Origin of the sequence: Exiguobacterium sp. UBA1053 (assembly GCF_002316465.1) — a bacterium.
Lineage (GTDB): Bacteria > Bacillota > Bacilli > Exiguobacteriales > Exiguobacteriaceae > Exiguobacterium_A > Exiguobacterium_A abrahamii.
Genome location: NZ_DCDO01000005.1, coordinates 39,722 through 65,538, shown reverse-complemented (window position 1 = coordinate 65,538; position 25,817 = coordinate 39,722). Strand labels below are relative to the sequence as shown.

Below are 25,817 nucleotides of genomic sequence, written 5' to 3'. Positions count from 1 at the left end.
AAGAAGGGGCTGACTCAAAAAAAGAATGACGCGTCTGTAAACGCCCTTTCCTCAGGCGAGATACAAGCCAGTTTTCCTGCTTCATTTAAGCAGGAAAGCGGGTCTTGTTCGTCTCTGACAACGCATAAATGCGTTTTTTCCTGTAGGAGTTGCGTGTGACGCGTCATTCTTTTTATTACGAGATAAGGGAGGCAGATCATCAATCTGCCTCCCTTATCTTTGTAGAGACTGACTTTTGAGTCAGCCCCTTATTTGCGTGAGCTTAAGGAATAAGTAATGAAGGGCTAAATCTTATTTGACGAGATTATGCTTGAAGGCATAGACGACAGCTTGTGTACGGTCTACGACATCGAGTTTCGATAAGATGTTCGAGACGTGTGTTTTAACGGTTTTTAAGGAAATGAATAATTCGTCTGCGATTTCTTGGTTCGCCATACCACGAGCCATCAATTGAAGAACTTCCTGCTCACGTTCCGTTAAATCATCATGTAAGTGTGTCGTAGGACGACGAAGACGTTCCATCATTTTACCGGTCACTTGTGCTGCCATGACGGATTGACCGTTTGCCGTCTTGCGGATCGCTTCTGCGATGTCAAAGGCGCTAGCCGTTTTTAAGACATAACTCATCGCACCCGCTTCAATGACAGGATAAACTTTCTCATCATCAAGAAAACTCGTCACGACGAGAATCTTTGCTTCCGGCCAGTCTTTACGGATCAGTCGCGTTCCTTCGACACCATCGACTGGTTCCATCACTAAATCCATCAAGATGACATCCGGTCGGTGTTCAAGCGCAAGCAAGGCTCCTGCTTGACCATCCGACGCTTCGGCGACGACCTCGATGTCTGGTTGTGTGGAAAGGAAAGCAGACACACCGGCCCGGACCATCTCGTGGTCATCTACTAATAATACGCGTATCATACTTGCACCATCCGATCTTTTCTAAGTTTGACTTCGATTTGGGTTCCTTGTCCCGGAACGCTGACGAGACGAATCGTTCCGCCCATCTCAGCCGTCCGTTCCCGCATCGAATTAATGCCATAAGAGGCAAGTTTTTTTTCATCAACGACGAATCCAACACCATCATCATTCATGCTTAGAATGATCGTTTCGTTGAATTGTCGGAGTTCGATATCCATATGAGACGCTTTCGCGTGACGTAATGCATTCGTCAATCCTTCTTGAACGATCCGGAATAACTCGTTTTCAATTTGTCGTGGAAGTGACATCTCTTCTAACTTCCAACTCAATTGTGTGGACTGCTTTCTAGATAATTCTTCGAGCAGTTGAGAAAGTCCTTGTTGTAACGTCATTCCTTCGAGTTCGACAGGGCGAAGCTGAAGTAAGAGGGAGCGCATTTCAGACTGCGCCGTTTGCGCCATCGTCTCGACCATCTCAATCTGTTTGGCAGCAGCTTCAGGTTGAGACAGAATCGTCTGTTTAGCTGCTGTCGTCATCATGGAGATGGCATAGAGCTGTTGCGAAACGGAATCGTGTAGATCACGTGCGAGTCGTTTTCGTTCTTCCGTGACGGCTTGAACTCTTACTTGTTCAACATGTTGCGGACGTGTACTGATTTTTTGGACAGTCTCGACTTGTTCGTCGATACGTTTTCCAATCCGCGACAAGCGTGTCAACGTATGAAAGTAGGGACCCGGAACGATCGTCACATCTTTTCCTTGCTCCAGTTCGATGATGGCAGTCGTGACACGCTTGAAGTCACGACGCAAGAAAAAATAATGCATGCTACCGATAGCAAGCGGCAGTAGTAATGAGAGTCCGATGACGAGTAAAAGGACAGGAAAGTCTTGCTGACGGACGAAGAGAACATGCCAATCGACTTGGCGTGTACTTAAGAATAACAACGTCGTCATGACGGCTGTCAAAAAGCCCGTCATGACTTGCAGAGCGATGACACCAAGCGGAAATTGATCACGCTTCATATCGAAGACACCTCCACGTTGCCAATACCGAGCATGACATGAATACGAACCTTCCGCGTCGCTTCACCGTATTCTGGTGCTCGGAATTGAATGCGTCGATTGAAGAAGGTCGGAATCCGGCGGATGTCCGTCTTGACGCTTCCGAAGCCGATCGACGTGTCGAGCGTATAATCATAACCGGACGGTAAAAGAATCCGGACGTCCCCGACGACGCCACTGACGACGATCAATGTTTCACCTTCCGGGACATAGGCATGCGTCAAATCGATTTCTAAATCCTTGACGATGAACTGTTCACTTAAGTCCTGTAAGACATACGGTGCATCGGCCTGGGTCGAGAAGGAGTAAGCTGGTTGAATCTTGATGCCTTCCTCTTCATATTGATGGGGGGCAATCCGTGAAAACAAAAATTCACGGACAGAATGCCGTGTCACAAGAATGATCCCAAGATAGAGCAAAATTCCGGCAATGACAAAACCGATGGCAGCCGAACTGAGGACGACGCCAGCAAGAATGATCGTACCGACGATATAAAAGAGGATCGCTAGTTTTTCATGATTGCGCCGCCGGAAATGAATCCCGACGTAATACAGCAGGAAAGGGAATAAGACACCGAACAATACATTTCCTGCACCGGATAATAGGTCATAGAATAGACCAAGGGCGAACAGGATCGATACGTAACCGACCAGTTGTTTCGTACTTAATCGTCGCACGATCAATCTCCTTTCTAACATGACAAAGGGAGGCATACGCCTCCTTCGTCATGAACTGCTTATTGATGAATGCGGCGTTCGAGTTCAGCGATACGCGCATCGATATCATCTTCATCAACGGCTGGTTGTTTTGCTTCAGGTTCTTCCGCCGTGAACGGATGTGCTTCTTCTTTTATAGTAGCATTTGGTTCGCGATCTAGCACCTGGTTCATCTTGTTTTTTAAGTTCGAAACGTTTTCGCGCATCATCCATTCGTACCGTTTGTTCTGTAGGTCTTCGAGCTTCAACTTCAATTCGAGGGCTTCACGTTCAAGCTCATTTAACTCGCGTTTCGTTTCAGCGACGAGTTCTTCGAAGAACCGGTATTGCTCTCCGTAATGTTTCGATTCGATGGCAGCACGTTCGGCGAGTTGCTGTTCACCGGCTTCGTTTGCGATTTCAACTTGTTTGAAGCGTTTATCGGCTAAATCCTTCGCTTCTTCCTGCTTTTGAGTCAGTTCCAGCAATAATGTTCGTTGACGCTCAAGTAGTCGATCAATCTCTTTTAAATCAGCTTCTGTAGATCGAATATGACGAACGAGCTTTTTAGCAGGTACTTCGCCCTGTTCAGCGGCTTTTTTGACTTCTGTCATCATTTGTGTCGCAAAATCATTGAGTTGATCAAACACGTTTTTCATGAAAAATTCCTCCTTGAAAGTGGTAAACAGTATGGGTATTATCTTTAAATTTAGAATCGTTTTTCGTCTAAGTCTTTCCAGTCAGCTTCAAAATGTGTTGTTGACGTACGGCGGCGGTTAAAGAGATCTTGAACATTGACACGCTGTAGTTTCATACGCATGTAACCGACGTACAATGCGATGGCTGCTGCGATTCCGATGACTGCCCAGATGTTTGAGAGGGCAAGTCCGATTCCGATGGCTGCTAGAAATCCGAAACCGAGTTTCGCTGGCCATTTGTTCGATTGCATGAACTTACTGATCGAATAGAACGCAAGTAATGCCCCTAAACCAAGTCCGATCATATGTGGTAATGTTCCGATGACAACGGCGAGTAATGCGAGTCCGGCAAGAATCATCACCAATTGTTTTCCTTTCGATTGCTTCATGAGGAAGCCTCCCTTGTGTTGATACCTTTATAATACGGAAGTCCTTCTGTTCGTACGACGCTCTTTGGACCGTATTTGCTCTCGGGCTTAAGGCGGAGAGAAGGTCTGACTTTGAGGGAAGCGCTACCAGAAACATTGATTGATATGATATTCTATAAAGGAATCGAATCGAGAGGAGTGATGTTGATGAGTGCAACAATCAACGCTAAAAAAGTAACATGTGTCGAAAACCAGGGAGGGGTTTCCCTCCCTTAAATCAGAGGAGGAAACCATTTGAACGAATGGGGTACACCACCTGTCTACGAAACGACAGGAACAGAACAACTGGGACGAATCACGGCCGTCTACCAAACGCATTATCGTGTCATGACGGACACAGGAGAATCACTTAGCGAACTGTCTGGTAAGCTGCGTTTTCAATCAGGAACGAAAGCTGAATTGCCAGCGGTTGGAGACTGGATCATCCAAACAGAACGAGAACCTGGGAAGGGACGGATCGAGCGTGTCTTGCCACGATCTTCTCAATTTTCCCGAAAAGCGGCAGGAACGGAGACCGAGGAACAAATCATCTGCGCGAATGTCGACGTTGCCTTGCTCGTCATGGCTTTTGGACATGACTTCAACGTCCGTCGACTGGAACGTTATTTAACGGTTGCTTGGGATGCAGGGGTGACACCAATCATCGTCCTGACGAAAAAAAGTCTGATGCCGTCGATTGAAACGGAAATACAGGCTGTCGAAGCGATCGCGTTCGGAACACCAATCCTTGCCGTTGATTCTTTGACCGGTGACGGATTAGAGGAGTTGCGTGAACAGTTACAAATCAAGCAGACGATTGTGTTAGTTGGGTCGTCCGGCGTCGGGAAGTCGACGCTCGTCAATGCTTTAGCTGGAGAACAGTTAATGGAGACGGGTGGCGTACGAGAAGACGATGAACGTGGACGTCACACGACGACGCATCGCGAACTGAAACGACTATCGAACGGTCTACTGCTCGTTGATACACCGGGGATGCGAGAATTGGCCTTATGGGATGGAAGTGACGGTTTATCGTCGACGTTTTCTGATATTGAGGAGCTTGCTGAAAACTGTCGTTTCCGAGACTGTGAACATGATAAGGAACCGGGCTGTGCCGTTCGGACAGCTTTAGAAGATGGCACACTAACTGCTGAACGCTGGAATAGCTTCGTCAAGCTAAAACGAGAAATCGCTTATGCGGAACGCAAGCAAAATGTGGCGTTGCAGGCGGCGGAGAAAGAAAAGTGGAAAAAAATCCACAAGCAGGCCCAAGCGCATACGAAAGTGAAGTATCAAAAGCGATAATACGACTGAAATATGAAAAGCATCTGCAACGGAAAAAGGAGTCTCTTTTTCTATGCAGATGCTTTTTTCTCGTTATTCTTTTGAAAGGAATTCATTTGTTTCTGTATGGAACGGCACGTTACCCGTCAACGCATCAAGACGATGTAAGTCGGATTGAATCGCTTCAGGGTCACTTCGGCGCGCGTTTCGTACCGTGGCCGTTCCGACCGGATGATCGTTGAATCCAGTCGTTAAATCAAACGTCCGATTCGACAGCCGATCGGTAAAATAACGATCGTGAGAGACGAAGAGGAGCTCACCAGGGAAAACATCGAGGGCGGCTTCGATTTGTTCACGAGTCGCAAGGTCCAAATAGTTCGTTGGTTCATCGAGAATAAGCAAGTGAGCACCTGAAAAATACAGACGTAAGAAAGCGATCCGACATTTCTCACCCATACTAGCGTCGGAAATCGACCGGTAAACATCATCGCGACGGAATAAAAAACAGGCGAGCAACGTCCGGGCGTCCGTTTCACTCATCGTGCCGTACTCAAGTAATGCCTCTAACAACGTACCGGATGTCGGTAAGTGGGAAAGGGCTTGTGAAAAATAGCCGGTCTTCAATCGAGGATGACGGATTACGTTCCCTTGATGAGGAGCATATTCGCCCTCGATGAGACGCAGTAAGGTCGTTTTCCCGCTTCCATTCGGTCCGATGACAGCAATTCGGTCACCACGTTCTACCGTAAACGAAACGTCGTTTAGGATCGGTTTCGTCTCATGCATGAAAGAGACACCTTCAAACGAAATCAGTCGTTTCGCACGAATCGCTTCATGTTCGAATGCGACGTGAACAGTCGGTGCAACCTGTGGTTTTTGTACACAATCCTCGAGTAGACGCTCGAGTTGCTGCTCTTTTGCCTTGACCTTCGTCGCATGTTTAGCAGCCTTCTTTTTCGCATACGGATCCCGTTCACTCGCTTGATTCGAGGCTTTTTGATGCCATTGTCGGTATCCTTGAATCATGCGTGTCAGCTCTTTACGGGTGCGTTCTTGTTTTTCGTACGCTCGTTGTTGCGACAGAGCTTGATGTTCCTTTTGTTCTTTATAGGACTGGTAGTTTCCGCTGTATCGCGTTGCCCCTGATTCGGATAATTCAATGACGGCATCAGCCGTTGCGTCGATGAAGAATCGTTCGTGTGAGACGTAGAGAATCGAGGTCCGTGACATGTTGACCCATTCCGTGAGCCACTCGAGCGTCTCTTGATCCAGATGATTCGTAGGTTCATCGAGAATGATGAAATCAGGTCGTGACAGAAGCAGGCAGGCAAGTTGGAGGCGCGTCTGTTCACCACCGCTTAAACTGGATGCTTTGTGTGTCCAGAGTGCTTCCTCTAATTTGACTTCTTTTAAGACGCGTGTTGCATCTGCTTCAAGCGAGAAGGCGTCCTGATCGAGTGCTTGTTGATAGATCGTCAAGTCACCATTCATGGCATTAGCGCGAAGTTGATAACGAACCGCATCCGCTCGTTCGACGACATCAAGAACGGTGTGATCGCCCGCTACGAAGTGTTGTGATAGTAGACCGAGTTTTTTGTAATGACGCCTGATCGAACCGTCAGTCGGCTGAAGTTGGTCAGCGATCAAGTGTAACAGTGTCGTTTTTCCGATGCCGTTCGGACCGATTAAGGCGACATGTTCACCGGTATGAATATGAAAAGAAACGTCCGAGAAAAGACGTCGTTCGTCGTAGTCCATCGATAGGTGTTGGATCGTAAGTGTTTCAGTAGGCATAAAAGCAGCTCCTTTAGTGTTCATTTCCGATAAGATGAAATGAAAAACACACCATCCGAAGCGAGCGGATGGTGTGCCGGAGTGTAACTCAAAGAAGGTGCTGGCCAGAGGTTGGTCACACCGAAAAAGAGCAGACTCGTAGCGTCAGACATCCGCAACTGCATTGCGAAAGAGATGATTTCATTCATCAAGCGACGTGTACGAGTGATTGCTTCATTTCGGTGTTGTACCTCCTGTTCTTAGTCTATGACGTTATTGTAACAAAATGGAAACGTTAACACAAGTACGATTCAAGTAGGGTTTGCGCAGCATCCGTTTCTTCTGATGAAGGGGGAAGCACATCAGTTAACGGATAAGCAAGACCGAGGTTTTCCCACTTATAGACTCCTAGTTGATGATACGGGAGTACCTCGACGCGCTCGACGTTTCCGAGCGTCCGGATGAACTCGCCGGTCTGACGGAGGAAATGTTCCGACATCGTAATACCTGGAACGAGGACGTGGCGAATCCAGACGGGAATATTTCGCTCGGCTAGACGTTTTGCGAAGGCGAGTGTATTGGCGTTACTCCGTCCAGTCAAGACGCGGCAAGCGGCATCGTCGATATGTTTGATATCGAGCAGTACCAGATCCGTCGCATCGAGGATCGCGTCGATGTTTTTCGGGACGACGGATCCCGCGGTATCGATGACCGTATGCAGTCCATGGCGTTTTGCTTCTGTTAAAGCAGCCTCCAAGAATTCTGGCTGAGCGAGCGGTTCACCTCCAGAGAAGGTGATTCCGCCACCCGTTGCCTCGAAAAAGGAGCGATAGCTGATCGCTTCTTTTACGACTTCGTCTGCTGAGACACGCCGTCCGCAACCGAACTCCCATGTATCCACGTTATGACAGTATTGACACCGTAGTGGACATCCTTGCGTAAAGACGATGAATCGAATGCCAGGACCATCGACTGTTCCACATGATTCAACGGAATGGATCATACCATAGGTCATCCTGCTCACTTCCTTTCACATACTCAACCGTTTAGAGAGAACCATGGAACGTTCGATTAATGACATCGATCTGTTGTTCACGCGTCAGTTTAATGAAGTTGACAGCATAACCGGATACCCGAATCGTTAACTGTGGATACTGTTCCGGATGCTCCATGGCATCAAGTAACGTCTCACGGTCAAAGACGTTAACATTCAAATGATGTCCTTTTGAAGTCGTGCCGCCCATATATCCGTCAAGTAATCCGACCGTATTTCGAATACGTGTGTCTTCATCCTTACCAAGTGCTTTTGGCACGATCGAGAACGTGTAGGAGATACCATCGAGCGCATGTTCATATGGTAATTTTCCGACAGACGTCAAGGCGGCGACAGCACCACGGGTATCACGTCCATGCATCGGGTTAGCACCCGGTGCGAATGGTTCACCCGCACGGCGTCCATCGGGTGTATTTCCTGTCTTTTTACCGTAGACGACGTTTGAAGTGATCGTCAGGACAGACTGTGTCTGGAGCGCATTGCGATACGTTGGATGTTTACGGATTTTCTCCATGAACAGCGTCACGAGATCAACCGCCATCTGATCGACCCGTTCATCGTTATTCCCGAACTTCGGAAACTCGCCTTCGATCTTGAAATCAACTGCAATCCCATCCGCATCTCGGATTGGACGAACTGTCGCATAACGGATGGCGGATAGACTATCAGCGACGACTGATAAACCAGCGATACCGCATGCCATCGTCCGTAAGATTTCCGGATCATGTAAAGCCATTTCAATCCGTTCGTAGCTGTACTTATCATGCATGTAGTGGATGACATTCAGTGTGTTGACGTACAGTTCCGCGAGCCAATCGAGTTGTCGATCATAAGCCGCCATGACCGTCTCGTAATCGAGTACTTCGTCGAGCATTAGTGGTGTAGCTGGGGCGACTTGGATTTTGAGCTTCTCGTCCATTCCGCCATTGATCGTATATAGTAATGCTTTTGCCAGGTTTGCTCGAGCACCGAAGAACTGCATCTGTTTCCCGATCTTCATCGCGGAGACACAACAAGCGATGCCGTAATCATCTCCATAAACCGGTAACATCAAATCATCGTTTTCATATTGAATCGAGCTTGAAACGATCGACATCTTCGCGCAAAATTCCTTAAATCCGCGTGGAAGCTGAGTAGACCAGAGAACGGTTAGATTCGGTTCCGGTGCCGGACCAAGTGTCGAGAGCGTGTGTAAGAAGCGGAATGAACTTTTCGTGACGTTTGATCGTCCATCTTCACTCATTCCACCGATTGATTCCGTTACCCACGTCGGATCACCTGAGAACAGATCGTTGTAGTCTGGTGTCCGTAAGAACTTAACGATCCGAAGCTTCATGACGAAATGATCGACGAGTTCTTGTGCAGTCTCTTCCGTCAAGCGACCAGCCGCAAGATCACGTTCGACATAAATATCAAGGAACGTCGAGACTCGACCGAGTGACATGGCTGCCCCGTTTTGCTCTTTGATGGCAGCAAGATAGGCAAGATAGACCCACTGGAATGCTTCTTGTGCTGTTTCTGCAGGGCGGGAGAGATCGAAACCATAGCGAGCTCCAAGCTCGGTCAATTCCGTTAATGCGCGCAACTGTTCATTCATCTCTTCACGGTCGCGAATCATCGATTCAGATAAGAACCCGCCACGTGCCTTTAAATCCTTCTTACGTTCTTCGATCAAGCGTGCCGTTCCGTACAAAGCAACACGACGATAGTCACCGATGATCCGTCCGCGACCATAAGCATCAGGTAATCCGGTGATAATACCGGCTTTACGTGCAGCGCGCATCTCAGGGGTATAGGCATCGAAAACCCCTTGGTTATGTGTCTTCCGGTACTCGCTGAAAGTTTTCGTGACGGTCTCGTCTGCTTCAAAGCCATACGCAGCTAGGGCATCATTCACCATCCGAATCCCACCGTTCGGATGAATCGAACGTTTAAACGGTTCGTCTGTCTGTAAACCGACGATTTTTTCAAGTGAGCGATTCAGATACCCTGCATCATGCGAGAGGATCGTTGATGGTGTTTTAGCATCGACGGCATACACACCACCACGTTGTCGTTCTTCATTCGTCAGCTGTAGAATTTGTTGCCAGAGCCGTTCCGTCGCTTGCGTCGGACCGACTAAAAAGTGATCATCTCCTGTATATTCCGTGCGGTTGAGTCGAATGAAATCTGCGACATCGATCGTCTTTACCCATTCACCCGACGTAAAGCTTGCCCAGGCACTCGTTTTTTCTAATAACATGGATACCACTCCTCTAATATTGAGCTAATCATCAGTTCCTTATGTGAATAGTGTAACAAAAGGAGAAGGAGATTCCCTTTACGTTCATGTGAATGTTTTAACAAGTGGACAAACGTTGATATGACGGGCTTTCTTTATTTCTGTATTCATATGAAAAAGTTTTAAAAAAACAGTTTTAGATTGCTAATTCAAGGTTTTTTGGAAACTGTATGAGTTGATTTGAAAAAGATTCACTAGAACAGTTGAAACTGTGAGGAATGTCACGCTACGGTGCCTTGTATTTTTAAGACGTATCGTTGACAATGAAAAAGGGAATATAGAACGTGGAGGTGTGCCAAATGGAGTATGTATCATTAACACAACAAGGAGAGTATCAGTCAGGAGACTGGGTCTCGCTGAAAATCGGATCGGACGGTTCAACGCGAACGGGAATGATCACGGAATTCGAAAATGATGGATTCTGGATTCGGTTTGAAGATGATTTTGATTATGAGGACTTTATCGGCTATGATGAATCGTATTGGATTGCGCTTGTTCGTCGTCCGGTTGACGTAAAATCGACGTATGCGAGTCTTGCGGAGTACCCGGCACTCGCTGCAGAATTACAGGATCGTGTCATCCAAGGATTCGAGATTCTAGAAGAAGAAGCCGGTGAAAGCGAGATTCGCTTCCATATTCGATTGCTCGACGCAGGAAATGAATATACACAGACATTACGGGGTTACCGTGATGCATCAGGAGATCATGTCGAATACGTAACGGCATGATGGAATTAAGAGAGTAGGAGAAATCGTTATGAACTTTACAAAACCATTTTTACAGGAAGCATGGGAACGCGCACGCTTTACCGAGTTGATGCCTGTTCAAGAACAAGCGATTCCGTTGTTGCGAGAAGGAAAAGATGTCCTGGCTGAAGCGCCGACAGGAACAGGGAAGACGCTTGCCTATGTCATTCCAGCTTTAGAAAAGATTGAAGTAGAAGAACCACACGTGCAAGTCGTGATCACGGCACCAACACGGGAACTCGTCATGCAAATTCATCAAGTCATTCAATTGTTTGCCCAAGGAAGTGGTATCAAATCCGGTGCATTCATTGGTGGTGTTGAATTAAAACGACAATATGAACGATTGAAGAAAAAACCACAAATCATCGTCGGAACACCAGGGCGTCTCGTTGAGTTGATTGATTCGAAGAAGCTGAAGATGCATAAGGTGAAATTGATCGTCTTGGACGAAGCGGATCAAATCTATGAGAGTGGTATGAGTGACTCGGCGACGCGGATCGCAAACAGTGCACTACGCGATCGTCAGTTAGCATTCGTCTCAGCGACATTACCGGAACGGACAGCAGAATGGGGACGGACGCTTGCGAATAATCCTGAGACAATTCGTGTTGAGCGTGCCGTCAGCACACAAGTGACATTTGGTTATTTGGAGACTTCACGTCGTCAGAAGCCGGAATTGTTACGTCGTCTGGCGAACATGCAAGGATCAAAAGTACTGACATTCATCAATAACCGTTCCTTCCTCGGACCATTGAATGGCGAGTTGAGTAAATTCTCATTGAAATACCGGATTTTAGACGCTGAAAAAGGCAAACGAGAGCGGATGGAGACATTGCGTTCTTATAAAAAGGGAGAGTTTCCTTTACTCGTCACGACAGGTCTTGCGGCACGTGGGTTAGATATCGAAGCAGTCACGCATGTCGTCCATTATGATTTGCCGGAGTCGCTTGACGATTTCGTACACCGTTCAGGTCGGACGGGACGTGGAAACGCGAACGGAATGGTACTTGCTCTTGTTACGGATCAAGACTTAAAACACTTAAAAACACTTGCGAAGCAAATGGGCGTCGAGATGGAAGCGATGGAAATTTACCGTGGGGAAGTCATTCCAAAACGTGAATTCACAGCACCTCAGACGATTAAACGACCGGCTACTCCTCACCGGAAAGGGCGATCGAAATGAAGAACGATCGAAAAGTAATTCCGTTTCCGACGACGGTTTCTGAAGCGGAAATGAATGCAGCCTTGAAGAAGATGTATCAAGAAGCAGCGACAGCGCGTAGTACGGATTGGGTCGCTTTCATTGAAGAGATTGCGACGGAGGGACGTTGGTATTTAAAAGATGCTGAATTGTTCCGGGACTTATTCGTAGATTGGGCAATCTTCTATGAGACGGATGATCAAGGAAAAACGCCGCACGGTCGTTTTCTTGAGCAGGTCAAAGAAGAGTTATCGCCTAGCCTCTACCGCGCCTTGCGTGGATTAGCGGACCCGATGCCTTCGTTGTTTCAAGTCGAGGCGGATGGTGTCGTTGATTTAATGTCAAAACAGACGTATCAAACGGATTTGTCTGAGATTGAAGTCGAACCAGGTGATTTGTTGATTGGAAAACTGCTCTACATTTCTGGGAAATGGCGCTTTGCGATTGCCTATATGAAAGTAGCGCGCGCACTGGTACCAGAAGTCCTCGCTTTGTTGACGGACTTCGTGGATGAAGTAGGAGAAGACGCGTTGCTTCGTCAGTATCCAGAATTTTGTGCGGAATTGATTGACTTACTCCTCGATATCGAAGAAGGCAATATTGCACCGAGACCAGAAGAATAATCGAAAAAACCTAGGACACATGACCCGATTATGGTCAACGTATTCTAGGTTTTTTTCATGAATCTGCTCGATATAGGGCGACATCGTTTTTATCCCGATGTTTCACGCGATACATGGCAAGGTCGGCTTGCTTTAAGCATGTTTCAAGATCAGCCTTATGACACGCGGTCACACCGATGCTTGCAGAAACGAATAAGGATTGTCCTTTATAAACGTAAGGACGTCTTAAAAAGTGTAAGAAGGATTTACATTTTCGACGTAAGGACAGTTCATCATCGGCTTGTAAGAGGATCGCGAACTCATCTCCACCAAGTCGATACACCTGTTCTAAAGAATTCGTATGCTCGCTCAATCGTTTCGCGACTTCGATCAATACGTAATCACCTGCTTCATGACCATACGTATCATTGACTTGCTTAAAACCGTCTAAATCGACTACCGCAAGATAATTCATCTCGAGGAGATGGTTTGAAAAATCTCGCTCCAACGAACGACGGTTTCCGATACTTGTCAAGGCGTCATGGTAGGCGTGGTATTCGATCCTTTTTTGCCGGAGCTTTCGTTCAGTGACGTCATGTAAAATCGTGAAACGCCCCATCGAGGTGGCAGCAATCTGAATCGGAATATCAATGATCTCATACTTTCTGTGTTGTTCATCTTCATACTCATCGATATCTGTCTCAAGTGTTTCTAATAAGTGACGCATCGTACGAGGAATATGTTCAATCGTCATGTCGGGTAAATGAAACAGACGTTGGGCAGCTAAATTTGCGTATAGTGCCGTTCCGGATTGATCGAGTCGAATCATCGGGTCAGGATGACCGAGAAAGAGTGGGATGACTTGCTGTTCACTATCTTTGATTTGTTGTTTGCGATGTTCGATGCGTGAAGCGAGTTGTTCATTCCGTTCGTGTAATTGTGCAACGATCAACCTATGCTGACGAGCAATCAAGATTTGTCGAATGATTAGTAAAACTAAAATGATGAAGATATCGAGCTTCCCGCCTTCTTGTTCCACCATATAGTGAATGAATAAAGGAACGGCCAGTAGAGGGAGCCAGGAACGGGGAATGACTTTCGTTCGAGTGGTTCCTTCTTCAATATGATCAATATGCCATAAAATAGCTGCACTTTGCGCCAAACGGATCAAGATCGGGAAAAACAATAGATAATTTGCTGAGAAGTCCGGGAAATAAACACTTGAGACTTCGTAGATACCGCGAATGAAAATGGATAAGAACAATAAGAATAATGCCATTCTTGATACCCAATGAGTTTCTTGAATGAACGTGAAATAGAAGAAGACGAATAAACCGAGTGATGTATTCGTAATGACGATGATGGCATAAGGAACAGTTTGCAGTCCCGGATTCGTCAATTCATTGAGGACATGAAACGCAACAAGTGCTACGAAAACGACGATGATCGCGGCATCGACGAAAGCGAGCACGTGTTGTCCGAGTGTCCGTTTTGTGATGATTCGGTAAAAAATCGCGTATAAGAATACGTAATGAGATATTGAAAATAAAATCAGGCTATAAATAGATGGAACTGGAAAGTCTTGATCGAAGAAATGTAATGTCTCAAGAACGGAACCGATGCAGGTTAAAACCAGTGATCCTAAAGCGATCAGCCAAAACTTTCGTCTGGGTACGACCAATGTTTGTTCCTTACGATAAGCAGTAAGAATAAAGTAAGCAATCAATCCAAGAGAGGCATACTGTAGTACTTGTTCAACGATCCGATTAGAGATGGAAGGAGTCCATGTAGCAAGGATCATTAGAGCAAAAGATATGACGAGCATGGCAGGAAACCAACGGATGAAATAGTTCGATTTAAGCATGGACTCCCTCCTAACGTTTAATTTGAGTAGCGAACAAAAAATTGTTTTTTTCGGTCTTCTTAATATGGTACATGGCTTCATCTGCTCGAATCAATAATTGTTCAGAGCTTTTACCATCTTCAGGGTATAAGGAAATTCCGATTGATGGTGTGACTTGAAGCGTATGTGTCTGGATGTAGAACGGATGATTTAGAATTTCGAGAACGTGTTCGGCAAAATGACGTGTTTCCGAAGCAGATGCCTGAATGAAGATCAAGAACTCATCTCCTCCAAGACGTGCAACGAGATCAGTTGACGTCGTCATCGATTGAAGGCGGCTCGCCGTCACTTGTAACACGAGGTCACCAACATCATGCCCATAAGTGTCATTGATTTGTTTGAAACCGTCTAAATCAATGAATAGTAAGGAGCCGTATTCTAACGTCGGCAGAGTCAGATAAAGTTGTTCCTCGAAGTAACGCCGGTTTGGCAAATGCGTGAGCGAATCATGGTACCCCATACGTTCTAGCCATACTTCCTGTTGATAATCTTCCGTGATATCCGCCAAGATGACGAAATAGCGTTGTTGATCCGGGATATCGATGATTGTCGTATTCAAAAAGATTTCCGGATGTTCCTCCGTGGCCGGTACATGTAGCAAGTGAGAGGGACAAATCAGCTGCGCTTGTTGAAGCAATGGAATGAGTCGATCAAGTTGTAGCCGTTGGCTCGGTCCGAGCGGTAAATCGCTCCATCTAGCTTCGACAGCAGCTGGATTGACAGATCGAATCTGATACGTAGCATCGATTTCAAGAACAATTTCTGGATAAGATAGAAAAAGCGATGTTAGTTCTTTTTCCCTTAACTGTAAGAGTGCTGTCTTTTGATGGACAATGTCTTCTAGATTCGTTTGCAGTGCTGTTGTTTCCTGTAACAACCGTAGATTTTCCTGATATGAAAAAAGCTGTCGTGTTAAAAATAATAAAAACGTAATGCCGACGGAAAGTGAGAAGAAGGTTTGGGAGACAGGGAAGAATGTAATATAGAGAATCAGTACAGATAATAAGATGTACGACATCAAGGAACGCGTAAGTGTTTCGACCCGAATAAGAGTTGCTTGTTGTTCATGACTGATGGGAAGAGCGCGAGTATTCATGAAGGCAAGGATGAAGAGTCCGCTGAGTGGGTATAGCGGAAGCAATAATCCAGCTATTCGCGGTTCACCGTTCAATAACAACGTATAAAAAATAAAGTTCGTCATACCGAGCGCGAACGTTCCAAGTACTAGGAAGAGGAACCCTAATCTCGATACGTTTCGCTTTAGTCCAGAAGCATAAAGTAAGAAAAAGAACAGCGTCAACAGAATCGTCAAGAAGGCATAGAAGGTCCAACTGATTTGCTCGAGTACCGTTCTAGTATAAGAGGGGACAAAGCGGAAAATAGCGATGTATCCAGCAATCATTGATACAGTGAACAATGTTAAAGAATCAAGAATCAATAATTTTTGTTTTTGAAACAAAGTCAAATCCAACTGCCGAAATAAGAAGATGACCATCATCGTTAAATGAACCGTATAAGGCAGATCTAATAAGACGTTCAGGTTAACAGCGTTCCATTGAAAAAGACGACCAATCATATTGAGGAGATCGCCTAGAAAATACGAGAAAAAGGCGACCGATAACCATTTATATGGAATGGAAGATTGTTTGAAAGCCTTCGATTGACTAAGTAGGAAGATGACGAAAGAACCGACTAGACTAATGATCGCTGAAAGTTGTAACGAGCGATCTTGTGGCAATAGCCAGAGTAGGGTGTACGTAACAACTAAGTAGAATGCGACGGTAGGGTAGATGTTTTGAACGATCCGTTTCACCGGAACTCCTCCTTTCGCAAGCCTTCCATGAAAATGAAATATGCTATAACATTACCCGATATCTAGTTTGAATTCACATTTATTTTCAGATTTAAAATGAAAATAAGAGGCAATTCCCATTTCATGAAAAAAGCGGGGTTCTTCTTTAAGGAAGAACTCCGCTTATCGAAATTATTGATTAGATTGACGATAGTTTTCAAATGCCTCGATTTTTTCAGAAAGGTACGTCCAATACTCCATTCGTTCATCAAGCATCGCTTTCGTTTTTTCAATGGCTTGATACAGTTCATTGACTTTACCGAGATCGCTTCCTGCCGAAGCAAGTTCGGCTTCTAATTGCTCCAGTTCTGCCTCACTTTCTTCGATTTGTTGTTCAATGATTGCCCAATCTTGTTGCTCCTGATAACTTAGTTTCTTTGGCGTCTCTATCTTTGGTGCTGTAGCAACCTCAACCGTCTTTTCAACAACGATTGAGGGAACGGGTGCTGTCATTTGCTCAAGATAGTCTGTATATTGTCCATAATAAAAGACGACATTCCCGTCTTCAAATGCAATCAAGCGATTGACGACCCGGTCGAGGAAGTAGCGATCGTGGCTGACCGTGATGACGGTGCCTGGGAATGATTCTAAATAATCTTCGAGTACGGATAACGTCTCAGTATCCAAGTCGTTCGTCGGCTCATCAAGGAAGAGGACGTTTGGTTCTTCCATCAAAATCGTCAACAATTTCAGACGTCGTTTTTCGCCGCCGGAAAGCTTACCGATTTGTTTATATTGGGCTTCCGGTTTAAAGAGAAACTGTTCGAGCATCTGACTTGCCGTGATCTCCTCGCCAGCGAGTGTCGTGATGACTTTTGCGATTCGTTCGACCTCATCGATGACACGGCGTTCGGGATGCGTGAATTCGGCAAATTGCCCATAAAAGCCGATCTTCACCGTTTCGCCGTGAATGATTTCACCGGTTGTTGGTTCTAAGCGTTTCGCAAGGATTGAAAGAAGTGTTGATTTTCCGCTCCCGTTTCGCCCGACGATACCATACCGTTCTTTCCGTCCGATCAGAGCGTTAAACGATTCAAAAAGAGTCCGTTCACCAAATCGATGCGAGACATCATGCGCTTCGATGACTTTTTTACCAAGACGGGTCGAACCGACCTGTACTTCGAGTGTTGATTCTTCTTCCTCGTACGAGAGGTCTTGTAAAGCATCCACGCGCTGGATCCGCGCTTTTTGTTTCGTCGTCCGTGCCTTTGCTCCGCGGCGCAACCAGGCGAGTTCACGACGGAGGATGTTTTGACGTTTTTCTTCCATAGAAGCCGTCCGTTCACGGCGTTCGGCACGTTTCTCAAGAAACGATTCATAGTTTCCGACATAGAAATAAGCCGTACCGTTCGCGATCTCCATCATATGATTCGTCACACGATTCAAGAAATAGCGATCGTGGGTAATCAGTAGAATCGCACCACGGTATTCCTTGATTTGAGTCTCAAGCCAACTGATCGTCTCAGCATCGAGTTCGTTCGTCGGCTCATCGAGCAGGAGAAGATCGGCTTCATCAAGTAAAGCTTCAGCGAGTCCGACACGCTTGCGTTGTCCTCCGGAAAGAGAGCCGATCAACGCGTTCAAGTCGAGGATGCCGAGTTTGTTTAAAATCATCTTTAAGCGTGATTCCGTGTCCCAAGCTTGCGCAGCATCGACTTCTGTCTGAGCTGTAATGAAGCGATTGAGTAGTGTTTCACTCGTCGGATCTTGTTCGAGTGCTAGACGCGCTGTTTCATAGTGACGTAACGCGTTAATCGTTGGTGTATCACCAGACAACAATACTTCCATGACCGTTTGGTCTTCCGGATAATCGGTCGTTTGCGATAGCAAGCGGATCCGATAATCATTCGGGTGATGCATCGTACCAGCGTCTGCCGTCTCTTTACCTGCCAAGATATGCAGGAGTGTCGACTTACCGGTACCATTGACGCCGATGATGCCAATCCGGTCGCCAGGTGAGACGGAGAATGTCACATCTTCGAAGACGATTTTATCGGCGAATTCTTTTTTGAGATTTTCTGCTTTCATTAACATATTAGACACCTTCTACAATCTGTTTGATTTGCTGTTCGACTGTCTGGACGAGTTCTTTCTGTGTCATCGTACTCGGATCAATCGACGGTAAGATCGTGACTTCGACCGTGGTAGGACGAATCTTACCCGTCTCCTCCATGACACGATAACTTCCTGAAATTGCGACGGGTACGACGCGAGCGCCACTTGAGGTCGCGAGTGTGAAGCTTCCCGCTTTGAACTCCGCCATTGGACCGCCTTTGGAGCGTGTTCCTTCCGGGAAGATGATCATCGATTGTCCGTCCTTGATCGTCTCGACACCAGAACGAATCGCTTTCAGCGATTGGCGTCGATCTTTTCGATCGATCATGACACATCCCATCAGATTCATCCAAACATTGACGATTGGAATTTTATTCACTTCGATTTTTGAGATGAATGCTTTCGGTTTATCGATTGTTCCAAGTAGAATCGGAACATCGAAGTTCCCTTGGTGATTCGAGATGAAAACGACGGGTTCGTTTGCTGGGATGTGTTCACGACCTGTTACTTTAACACGAACACCAGCGAGTCGGAGAAGAGAGTTTGCCCAGGCACTTGCTACACGCTGGACGAATGCATAGCGCGCGAGGTGCGTTCGACGTTTTGCACTAGGTAAAAACGGTAAGGTACAGGGTAAGACAAGTCCAAAATAAATGAACCATATGACAGTACGTATCATGGTGAAGTGACAGCTCCTTTTTTCATTACTGATGTTATTGTACAAAAAAAGACCGGGCGTCGCACCCGGTCTGCGTGATTATTCCCAGTAACGAGGTTCAGATTCCTCTTCGCTTTCTCCTAGTTCAAAGGTGAGGCGACGTGTCGTTGGATCAACAGAGAACGTAGCGTTCGTATTGTCGATCTGTTTGATTTCCATCGTTTCCTCATCCAAAATGAGAGTCAAGCGGACCTTATCTTCGTGATCTACGAGCAGTACGCCATCTTCCTTCAACCATAAATCGATGACAGGGGAGTAGCGAAGTGTCCAACCGTTTGATAAAGGGATTTCGTTCATAATGAATCTGTTCCTCCTAGATGATGAAATCGTGTTCTTTACTTATCATGCTGGTCTGTCGCGGAGAATGCAAGTGGTGTGCTGGAATCTTGTTGAGGATAGGAGACTTGATAAGAAAGTTCACGCTTTTTCATCCGTTCGTATTGTTTTTTGACACGACGGTGTTGGATGTATTCAATGTAAGTCAGATAGGACGTACGTATCAGCTGGCGGATTGATGATAGTGACAGACAAATCGCTAGCGTAAAGACGAACACACCGATCGAACTCGTATAATAACCGGTAACAAAACTTAAATATGTAGTGATGAGACCCGCAATCGTCGTGAATAAGTAGAAGAGCACGTCCGTTTCCTCCTCGAAATTAAAATAATGGTATGTCCATTACAATTCGAGGTAAGTCGTGATTTTCCTTTATCGTCCTGTAAATGTCCGGAAAAAATAAAAAATCCACACGGAAGGTGTAGATTTTAAGGGCGGTCGATTTGCTGAAGCGCTGGTGTCTTCGGTGTCATATCCGTACTGTTCGATCCTTCTGCGAAGACGATTCCAATCGTAGCAAGGAACGCAAAAAATGCAAAAACCAATGTTTTCGTGAAGCGTCGTGCGAACGAACGCGATTGAATGTTATGAAACATTTTTATCCCCCATATTTACCTAAACTAAACCTTCTTTTTCCTGTTATTTAATCATATATCTTTTTTTCAAAAAAATCACGCAAATGTGTTCCGTTCACAAATATGTCACAACTGTCACCATTGTGTCGATATCAGAGATGAATGGAAAAAGAGTATAGTATGGTAGGGAAAGAACAGCAGAACGATTCACAAGGACTGGAATCGATTCAAATACAGAGAGGAGATAACCCGAAATGGGATTACGCGCAGGACAGGTTGTCACATTAAAAGTAGAACGCGAAGCAGAGTTCGGAGTGTTTCTGACAGATGGAAATGAAGACGTGTTGTTGCATAACAATGAACAAACACGGAAAGTAGCCCTCGATGAAGAGGTAGAAGTCTTCTTGTATCAAGATAATGAAGGGCGTCTAGCATCATCGATGACGATTCCAGAAGCTTCATTTGAAGACTATGTCAAGACGACGATTAATGGAACACGCTATAACACAGGAGTGTTCGCGAACATCGGTATTCAAAAAGACGTTCTCGTCTCACTCGACGATTTGCCGCAGCGCCGGATGTTCTGGCCAGAAGAAGGCGATCAACTCTTTATTCGTCTGAAACATGATCAGAAGCTTCGGTTACTCGGAGACCCTGCACCTTATGCATACTTCAACTTACGTGCGAAGCCAGCTCCAGAGGAGTGGAACAACATGGACGTCGAAGGTCTCGTCTTCTCACAACGTGAACCAGGCGTTAACGTCTGGGTCAACGATCAATCGATCGGATTCTTGCATGAACGTGAGATGGAACGCTGGCCGCGTCTTGGAGAAGTCTTGAAATTACGAGTGACAAATGTAAAACCAGATGGTACAGTATTACTTTCAGCACGACCACGTGCCTTTGAAGCCATTGATACAGACGCGGAGTTGATTCTGAACCATCTACTTGAACATGATGGTCAGATGCCGTATGGTGATAAGACAGCTCCCGAGACGATCGATGAAGTATTCGGTCTCAGCAAGGCAGCATTCAAACGAGCGCTCGGTCGCCTGTTGAAAGATAAAAAAATAGAAAAAAATGAAACGGGTATTCGGTTGACGAAATAATCGGACCGAGTAAGCCTGCGTTTCGAATAGATAGTAAGGAATTCATCATTTTGGTGGTTGCGGCTGGTTTGATTACCGGCGACCATTTACTGAATATACCCCATCACTAGTGGGGGCACGCGATGACGTACATCGCACGGTCCGGGCACTTCGCCTTTCCCTCGCCCTTATGGCAACGATTATGATGGTGACTTCCCTAAACATTATTATAAGAGAAACCACTCTATCTTTATGTGATAGATTCTGTTATAATAGGTAGTCGATTGTATTCGTTACGGTAGCGTCTGTTTAGTGGCAGACGCTTTTCATATGACAAAGGAGAGTATTTAGCATTGACAACATTTCGTGAATTAAATCTTAGTGAGGCACTTATCAAAGGTGTCCTAAAAATGGGCTTTGAAGAAGCAACACCAATCCAAGCAGAAACAATTCCAGTCGGACTCAGCGGCGTTGACTTAATCGGTCAAGCACAAACAGGTACTGGTAAAACTGCAGCATTCGGTATCCCGACAATCGAGCGTCTTGACGCAAAATCACGCAACATCCAAGCGTTGATTCTTGCTCCAACACGTGAGCTTGCAATCCAAGTAGCAGAAGAATTGAACCGGATCGGTGAAGTAAAACGCGTTCATGCCCTTCCTGTTTACGGCGGTCAGCAAATCGATCGTCAAATCCGCGCACTTCGCAAAAATCCACAAATCGTCGTTGCAACACCAGGACGTTTGATGGACCACATGAACCGTAAGACGTTGAACCTCGATCACGTTCAAACGGTCATCCTTGACGAAGCAGATGAGATGTTGAACATGGGATTCGTCGAAGACATCGAGAAAATCCTCGGTGCACTTCCTGAAACACGTCAAACACTCTTATTCTCAGCAACGATGCCACCACAAATTCGTAAAATCGCAGATCGTTTCATGACGACTCCGACACACATCAAAGTCAAAGCAAAAGAAATGACAGTTGAAAACATCGACCAGTCATTCATCGAATTGAAAGAAAGCCAAAAATTCGACGTTCTTTGCCGTTTGATCGACACGGATTCTCCGGAACTCTCAATCATCTTCGGTCGTACGAAAAAACGTGTTGACGAAATGACTGAAGGTTTGATCCAACGTGGATACACAGCTGACGGTTTACACGGTGACTTAACACAAGCAAAACGTGACCAAGTCATCCGTCGTTTCAAAAAAGGAACGATTGATATCCTCGTCGCGACAGACGTTGCAGCACGTGGTCTTGACATCTCTGGTGTCACACACGTCTACAACTTCGACGTCCCACAAGATCCAGAGAGCTATGTTCACCGGATCGGTCGTACAGGTCGTGCTGGTAAAACAGGATCGGCTGTCACATTCGTTACACCACGTGAATTCGGTCAAATCAAAACAATCGAACGTGTCACGAACAAAAAAATGTCACGTCGTCATGCACCAACACTTGATGAAATCTTAGAAGGTAACTTGAAACTTGCTGCACAAGAACTCATCAAACGTGTTGAAGCAAAAGACTCAAAAGAATATACGACACTTGCACAAGAACTCTTAGAAGAGTACGAAGCAGTGGAACTTCTTTCAGCAGCACTTAAAGGATTGACGAAAGAGCCGGACGCAACACCAGTCCAAATCTCTTCAATCGAACCAATCCGCGTGAAACGTTTCGGTAGCAACGGTGGTGGAAACCGTCGTCCTTACGGAAACAAAGGTGGAAGCGGCAACCGCAGTGGCGGATACCGTGGAAACAACCCACGTGGCGGTAGTGATCGTCGTGAAGGTGGTCGTTCATCTTCTTCATCAGATCGTCGTGAAGGCGGTTATGCTGGACGTAGCAACCGTAGCGAAAGCGATCGTAACCGTGGTGGACGTAAACCACGTTTTGAAAAGTAAACGATTCGAACCGATTTGTCACAGACAAGTCGGTTCTTTTTTATGATTTATCTAAGCGGTCATGATAAAATGAGCCATGAACGATAGGGAGAGGGCTGAATCATTCGTGTATACCATTTATGTAGCAGCATCCGTCTGTCTCGTTGCACTGATTATCGCGACGAAAAAGATTTGTGAGCGGACGACAAAAGGACATTTTCGTTATATTCCGTTGGCGACCTTATTATTTGGCGGCATCATCTTTCTTGTGCTAGCCATCGGTAAGGGAGGAGCCGTCGGAATCCAATACGGTGTCCTGAGTATCATCTACTTGACGGCGACATTCGGTGTGTACTTGTATATCGCATTGCGGAAAGATACGACGTTATCGTAAAACAGGGGCTCTCTCGTTACAGAGAGGCTCTTTTTTTGTTAAGATAGAACAAGAGTACAAGGGGGGAATAGAATGGATGCATTAGATGTCATCGTTCATCCCGAAGAGATAGAGGCGTGGTTTCAACCGATCGTAGGCGCTGCCCCTTTTAAGGTGGAAGGGTATGAAATCCAGTCCCATTTTCGTGGTGAACCGTTAAAACCATTTTTTCAGGAAGACGATGTTCCAATCGAGTATCAACTCGAAGTCATGGGGCATGTCGTCCGTCAAGCATTCCAAAAAGTACCCTCCGATGCACAAGCGTTTATTCTGATCCGTTGCCGTCCAGCTTGGCTGTTTGAAAACGGTGGGGAGGACTTCTTGCATGTCTTACGGACGGTCGACTCGTCGTTTCCAAAAGAGCGGATGTACGTTACTTTGACGGATGTCCAAGTCGATGATTTTGACCGTCTGGGTCGGATCGTTGCGTATTACCAGAACTCTGGACTGAAGGTAGCGCTGGACCGTGCGGAAGCAACGAGTCTTGAACGTGTCTTTTCGATGTCGCCGGATATGTTGATCGTCGATTTATCCTCCATGATTGAAAAAAAGACCGTCTCAGCGTCGTATCCACATCTCTTACAGACGATGGAGCATCTTTGCGACCAGCTTGGAGCGCCACTTTTGTATAAGAACATCAGTCATCTCGGTCAACTTCGGTATGCGTGGCAACACGGAGGACGTTACTACATGGGGAATCTACTTGGAGAAGCATCACCTGAATGGGTCATGACCTGTCCTGGTATGGAAGTGTTGATCCATGAAGTCCCGATGTTTTATAAATATGATCGCGAGCAGATGAATCGCTTGTTTCAGCTAGAGCAAGACTGGACGGTTCGATTTAATGAAGATTGTCAGTCCTTGAAGCCGGAGCAAGATCTCGATCAATGGTTGCTGACGCTCGCCCGGAAGATGGAGCCGGAATTCATCCGGTTTTATATAACGGATGCGAATGGATTCCAACAATCTTCAAACGTCAGTAAAAAGAGTGGGGAGTGGAAACTGTATTCCTTCTACAAAGGGTACAACTGGAGTTTCCGTCCTTACTTCATCCGGACGACGGTAGCTATGGAACGACGACATAGTGGATATTTGTCCGAACGGTACGTCGACTTCAGCTCGAGTGAACAAACGCGGACTTTTAGTATGCCGCTCAGTAATGGGATGTTCTTATTTGCGGATATCTCTGCAGATTATCTATATCAAGAACGATTGAGTGAATGAGGAGGAAATGAAAGTGTTAGATTATGATTACGAGGCATTACGAGAAATTGGACGAATCGTCGCCATGGCACGCGATGAGATGGCGGATGCCGTCAAACCGGGAATCACGACGAAGGAACTCGATGACATCGGAGCACGCATCCTGAAGGAACAGGGAGCAGAGTCTGCTCCAATCGTCATGTACGATTTCCCAGGAGCGACATGTATCAGTGTCAACGATATCGCAGCACACGGTATCCCAGGCAAGTATGTCATTCAAGAAGGTGATATCGTCAATGTCGATGTCTCGGCTGTGAAGAACGGTTACTACTCGGACACAGGGAAGACGGTCATCGCAGGAGAAGCAAAACGTCCGGAAGATGTCCGACTCGTTGAAGTGTCATTGACGGCGCTTGAGAAAGGACTTGAAAAAGTCAAAGCCGGAACGAAGGTCAACCAGATCGGAAAAGCAATCTATGCCGAAACACGTAAGAGCGGTTTCACGGTCATCCGTAACTTAGCGGGACATGGTCTCGGTAAGACACTTCATGGTGAGCCAGAATCCATCTCGAACTACTTCAATCGTGAAGAGAATGATTTGTTGAAGGAAGGCCAAGTCATCGCTGTCGAGACGTTCATTTCAACAGGAGATGAGTTCTGTATCGAAGATGAGCGGGACGGTTGGACGTTATACACACCGAACCGGAGCCTCGTCTCACAATTCGAGCATACGGTCGTCGTCTTGAAGGACGGGTATGAGATTTTGACGAAAGTCGAAGGCAAAGAATCGTTCTAAGAAAAGCTCATATAGTAAAACACGAGAAGGGGGCTGACTCAAAAGTCAGTTTCCACAAAGGTAAGGGTGGCAGAATGATAATCTGCCACCCTTACTTCATAACAAAAAGAATGACGCGTTTCACGCAACTCCTACAGGAAAAAGCGCATCTTTGCGCTGTCAGAGACAAACAAGACCAGCTTTCCTGCTTGAATAAGGCAGGGAAAGCTGGCTTGTGTCTCGACTGAGGAAAGGGCGTGAAAAG

General features: G+C 46.1%; 24 protein-coding genes. 9 read left to right on the top strand and 15 right to left on the bottom strand.

Going from position 1 to position 25,817, the window contains the following annotated elements:
- Positions 1–291: 291 nt before the first annotated feature.
- The 5 genes from B3G15_RS04445 to B3G15_RS04425 are packed head-to-tail and all read right to left on the bottom strand — an operon-like array spanning position 292 to position 3,764.
- Positions 292–921: a response regulator gene (locus B3G15_RS04445; protein WP_023467256.1), complete on the bottom strand. Its 630-nt coding sequence runs from the start codon at positions 919–921 to the stop codon at positions 292–294.
- The gene (locus B3G15_RS04440; protein ID WP_034785901.1) at positions 918–1,943 is read right to left on the bottom strand and encodes a sensor histidine kinase; all 1,026 of its coding nucleotides are present in this window, start codon (positions 1,941–1,943) and stop codon (positions 918–920) included. Before B3G15_RS04440 ends, B3G15_RS04445 begins: the two co-directional genes overlap by 4 nt.
- The gene (gene liaF, locus B3G15_RS04435; protein ID WP_029340864.1) at positions 1,940–2,659 is read right to left on the bottom strand and encodes a cell wall-active antibiotics response protein LiaF; all 720 of its coding nucleotides are present in this window, start codon (positions 2,657–2,659) and stop codon (positions 1,940–1,942) included. The genes B3G15_RS04440 and liaF overlap by 4 nt, the downstream gene beginning before the upstream one ends.
- A 59-nt stretch (positions 2,660–2,718) precedes the next feature.
- Positions 2,719–3,336 (bottom strand): hypothetical protein, encoded by a 618-nt coding sequence (locus B3G15_RS04430; protein ID WP_023467259.1) that lies wholly within the window; start codon positions 3,334–3,336, stop codon positions 2,719–2,721.
- A gap of 50 nt (positions 3,337–3,386) precedes the next feature.
- Positions 3,387–3,764, bottom strand: coding sequence for a hypothetical protein (locus B3G15_RS04425; RefSeq protein ID WP_023467260.1), 378 nt, complete (start codon positions 3,762–3,764; stop codon positions 3,387–3,389).
- Positions 3,765–4,037: 273 nt separating this feature from the next.
- Between B3G15_RS04425 and rsgA the strand changes: the two genes are divergently transcribed.
- Positions 4,038–5,087 (top strand): ribosome small subunit-dependent GTPase A, encoded by a 1,050-nt coding sequence (gene rsgA, locus B3G15_RS04420; protein ID WP_290716196.1) that lies wholly within the window; start codon positions 4,038–4,040, stop codon positions 5,085–5,087.
- A 72-nt stretch (positions 5,088–5,159) separates the two neighbouring features.
- Here the strand turns inward: rsgA and abc-f are convergent, their stop codons facing one another.
- The 3 genes from abc-f to pflB all read right to left on the bottom strand — a co-directional run bounded on the left by abc-f (position 5,160) and on the right by pflB (position 10,135).
- Positions 5,160–6,860, bottom strand: a complete 1,701-nt coding sequence (gene abc-f, locus B3G15_RS04415) for a ribosomal protection-like ABC-F family protein (protein WP_290716193.1) — start codon at positions 6,858–6,860, stop codon at positions 5,160–5,162.
- A 274-nt stretch (positions 6,861–7,134) separates the two neighbouring features.
- Positions 7,135–7,854, bottom strand: a complete 720-nt coding sequence (pflA, locus tag B3G15_RS04410) for a pyruvate formate-lyase-activating protein (protein WP_058704984.1) — start codon at positions 7,852–7,854, stop codon at positions 7,135–7,137.
- Positions 7,855–7,885: 31 nt separating this feature from the next.
- Positions 7,886–10,135, bottom strand: a complete 2,250-nt coding sequence (pflB, locus tag B3G15_RS04405) for a formate C-acetyltransferase (RefSeq protein ID WP_290716188.1) — start codon at positions 10,133–10,135, stop codon at positions 7,886–7,888.
- A gap of 338 nt (positions 10,136–10,473) precedes the next feature.
- Here pflB and B3G15_RS04400 point away from each other — a divergent pair, with 338 nt between their 5' ends.
- From B3G15_RS04400 to B3G15_RS04390, 3 genes are read left to right on the top strand one after another with little or no spacing between them, the layout of a single operon-like run.
- Positions 10,474–10,902 (top strand): hypothetical protein, encoded by a 429-nt coding sequence (locus B3G15_RS04400; RefSeq protein WP_290716183.1) that lies wholly within the window; start codon positions 10,474–10,476, stop codon positions 10,900–10,902.
- 28 nt (positions 10,903–10,930) lie between these two features.
- Positions 10,931–12,103: a DEAD/DEAH box helicase gene (locus B3G15_RS04395; protein ID WP_023467266.1), complete on the top strand. Its 1,173-nt coding sequence runs from the start codon at positions 10,931–10,933 to the stop codon at positions 12,101–12,103.
- Complete coding sequence (locus B3G15_RS04390) at positions 12,100–12,744, top strand: hypothetical protein (protein WP_023467267.1); 645 nt, start codon at positions 12,100–12,102, stop codon at positions 12,742–12,744. The genes B3G15_RS04395 and B3G15_RS04390 overlap by 4 nt, the downstream gene beginning before the upstream one ends.
- A 55-nt stretch (positions 12,745–12,799) precedes the next feature.
- Here the strand turns inward: B3G15_RS04390 and B3G15_RS04385 are convergent, their stop codons facing one another.
- The 7 genes from B3G15_RS04385 to B3G15_RS04355 all read right to left on the bottom strand — a co-directional run bounded on the left by B3G15_RS04385 (position 12,800) and on the right by B3G15_RS04355 (position 20,185).
- Positions 12,800–14,587, bottom strand: coding sequence for a GGDEF domain-containing protein (locus B3G15_RS04385; RefSeq protein WP_290716177.1), 1,788 nt, complete (start codon positions 14,585–14,587; stop codon positions 12,800–12,802).
- A 10-nt stretch (positions 14,588–14,597) separates the two neighbouring features.
- Complete coding sequence (locus B3G15_RS04380; protein WP_290716173.1) at positions 14,598–16,439, bottom strand: GGDEF domain-containing protein; 1,842 nt, start codon at positions 16,437–16,439, stop codon at positions 14,598–14,600.
- Positions 16,440–16,610: 171 nt separating this feature from the next.
- Complete coding sequence (locus B3G15_RS04375; protein ID WP_214772543.1) at positions 16,611–18,512, bottom strand: ABC-F family ATP-binding cassette domain-containing protein; 1,902 nt, start codon at positions 18,510–18,512, stop codon at positions 16,611–16,613.
- 1 nt (position 18,513) lies between these two features.
- Entirely contained in the window at positions 18,514–19,212 is a 699-nt protein-coding gene (locus B3G15_RS04370; protein WP_290716165.1) for a lysophospholipid acyltransferase family protein, read from the bottom strand.
- Between the two features lie 78 nt (positions 19,213–19,290).
- A complete protein-coding gene (locus B3G15_RS04365; protein ID WP_023467272.1) occupies positions 19,291–19,548 on the bottom strand; it encodes a hypothetical protein in 258 nt (85 codons plus the stop codon).
- Between the two features lie 38 nt (positions 19,549–19,586).
- Positions 19,587–19,892: a hypothetical protein gene (locus tag B3G15_RS04360; RefSeq protein WP_050678231.1), complete on the bottom strand. Its 306-nt coding sequence runs from the start codon at positions 19,890–19,892 to the stop codon at positions 19,587–19,589.
- A gap of 125 nt (positions 19,893–20,017) precedes the next feature.
- Complete coding sequence (locus B3G15_RS04355) at positions 20,018–20,185, bottom strand: hypothetical protein (RefSeq protein WP_023467274.1); 168 nt, start codon at positions 20,183–20,185, stop codon at positions 20,018–20,020.
- 233 nt (positions 20,186–20,418) lie between these two features.
- Here B3G15_RS04355 and B3G15_RS04350 point away from each other — a divergent pair, with 233 nt between their 5' ends.
- The 5 genes from B3G15_RS04350 to map all read left to right on the top strand — a co-directional run bounded on the left by B3G15_RS04350 (position 20,419) and on the right by map (position 25,573).
- A complete protein-coding gene (locus tag B3G15_RS04350) occupies positions 20,419–21,273 on the top strand; it encodes a CvfB family protein (protein ID WP_023467275.1) in 855 nt (284 codons plus the stop codon).
- A gap of 332 nt (positions 21,274–21,605) precedes the next feature.
- On the top strand, positions 21,606–23,162 hold the full coding sequence (locus tag B3G15_RS04345; RefSeq protein WP_290716156.1) for a DEAD/DEAH box helicase: 1,557 nt from the start codon (positions 21,606–21,608) through the stop codon (positions 23,160–23,162).
- 106 nt (positions 23,163–23,268) lie between these two features.
- Positions 23,269–23,535 carry a hypothetical protein gene (locus B3G15_RS04340; RefSeq protein ID WP_029340877.1) on the top strand — a complete coding sequence of 89 codons (267 nt, stop codon included), beginning with the start codon at positions 23,269–23,271 and terminating at the stop codon, positions 23,533–23,535.
- Between the two features lie 72 nt (positions 23,536–23,607).
- Positions 23,608–24,798, top strand: coding sequence for an EAL-associated domain-containing protein (locus tag B3G15_RS04335; RefSeq protein ID WP_023467278.1), 1,191 nt, complete (start codon positions 23,608–23,610; stop codon positions 24,796–24,798).
- A 13-nt stretch (positions 24,799–24,811) separates the two neighbouring features.
- Positions 24,812–25,573, top strand: a complete 762-nt coding sequence (gene map / locus B3G15_RS04330; protein ID WP_023467279.1) for a type I methionyl aminopeptidase — start codon at positions 24,812–24,814, stop codon at positions 25,571–25,573.
- Positions 25,574–25,817: the final 244 nt, after the last annotated feature.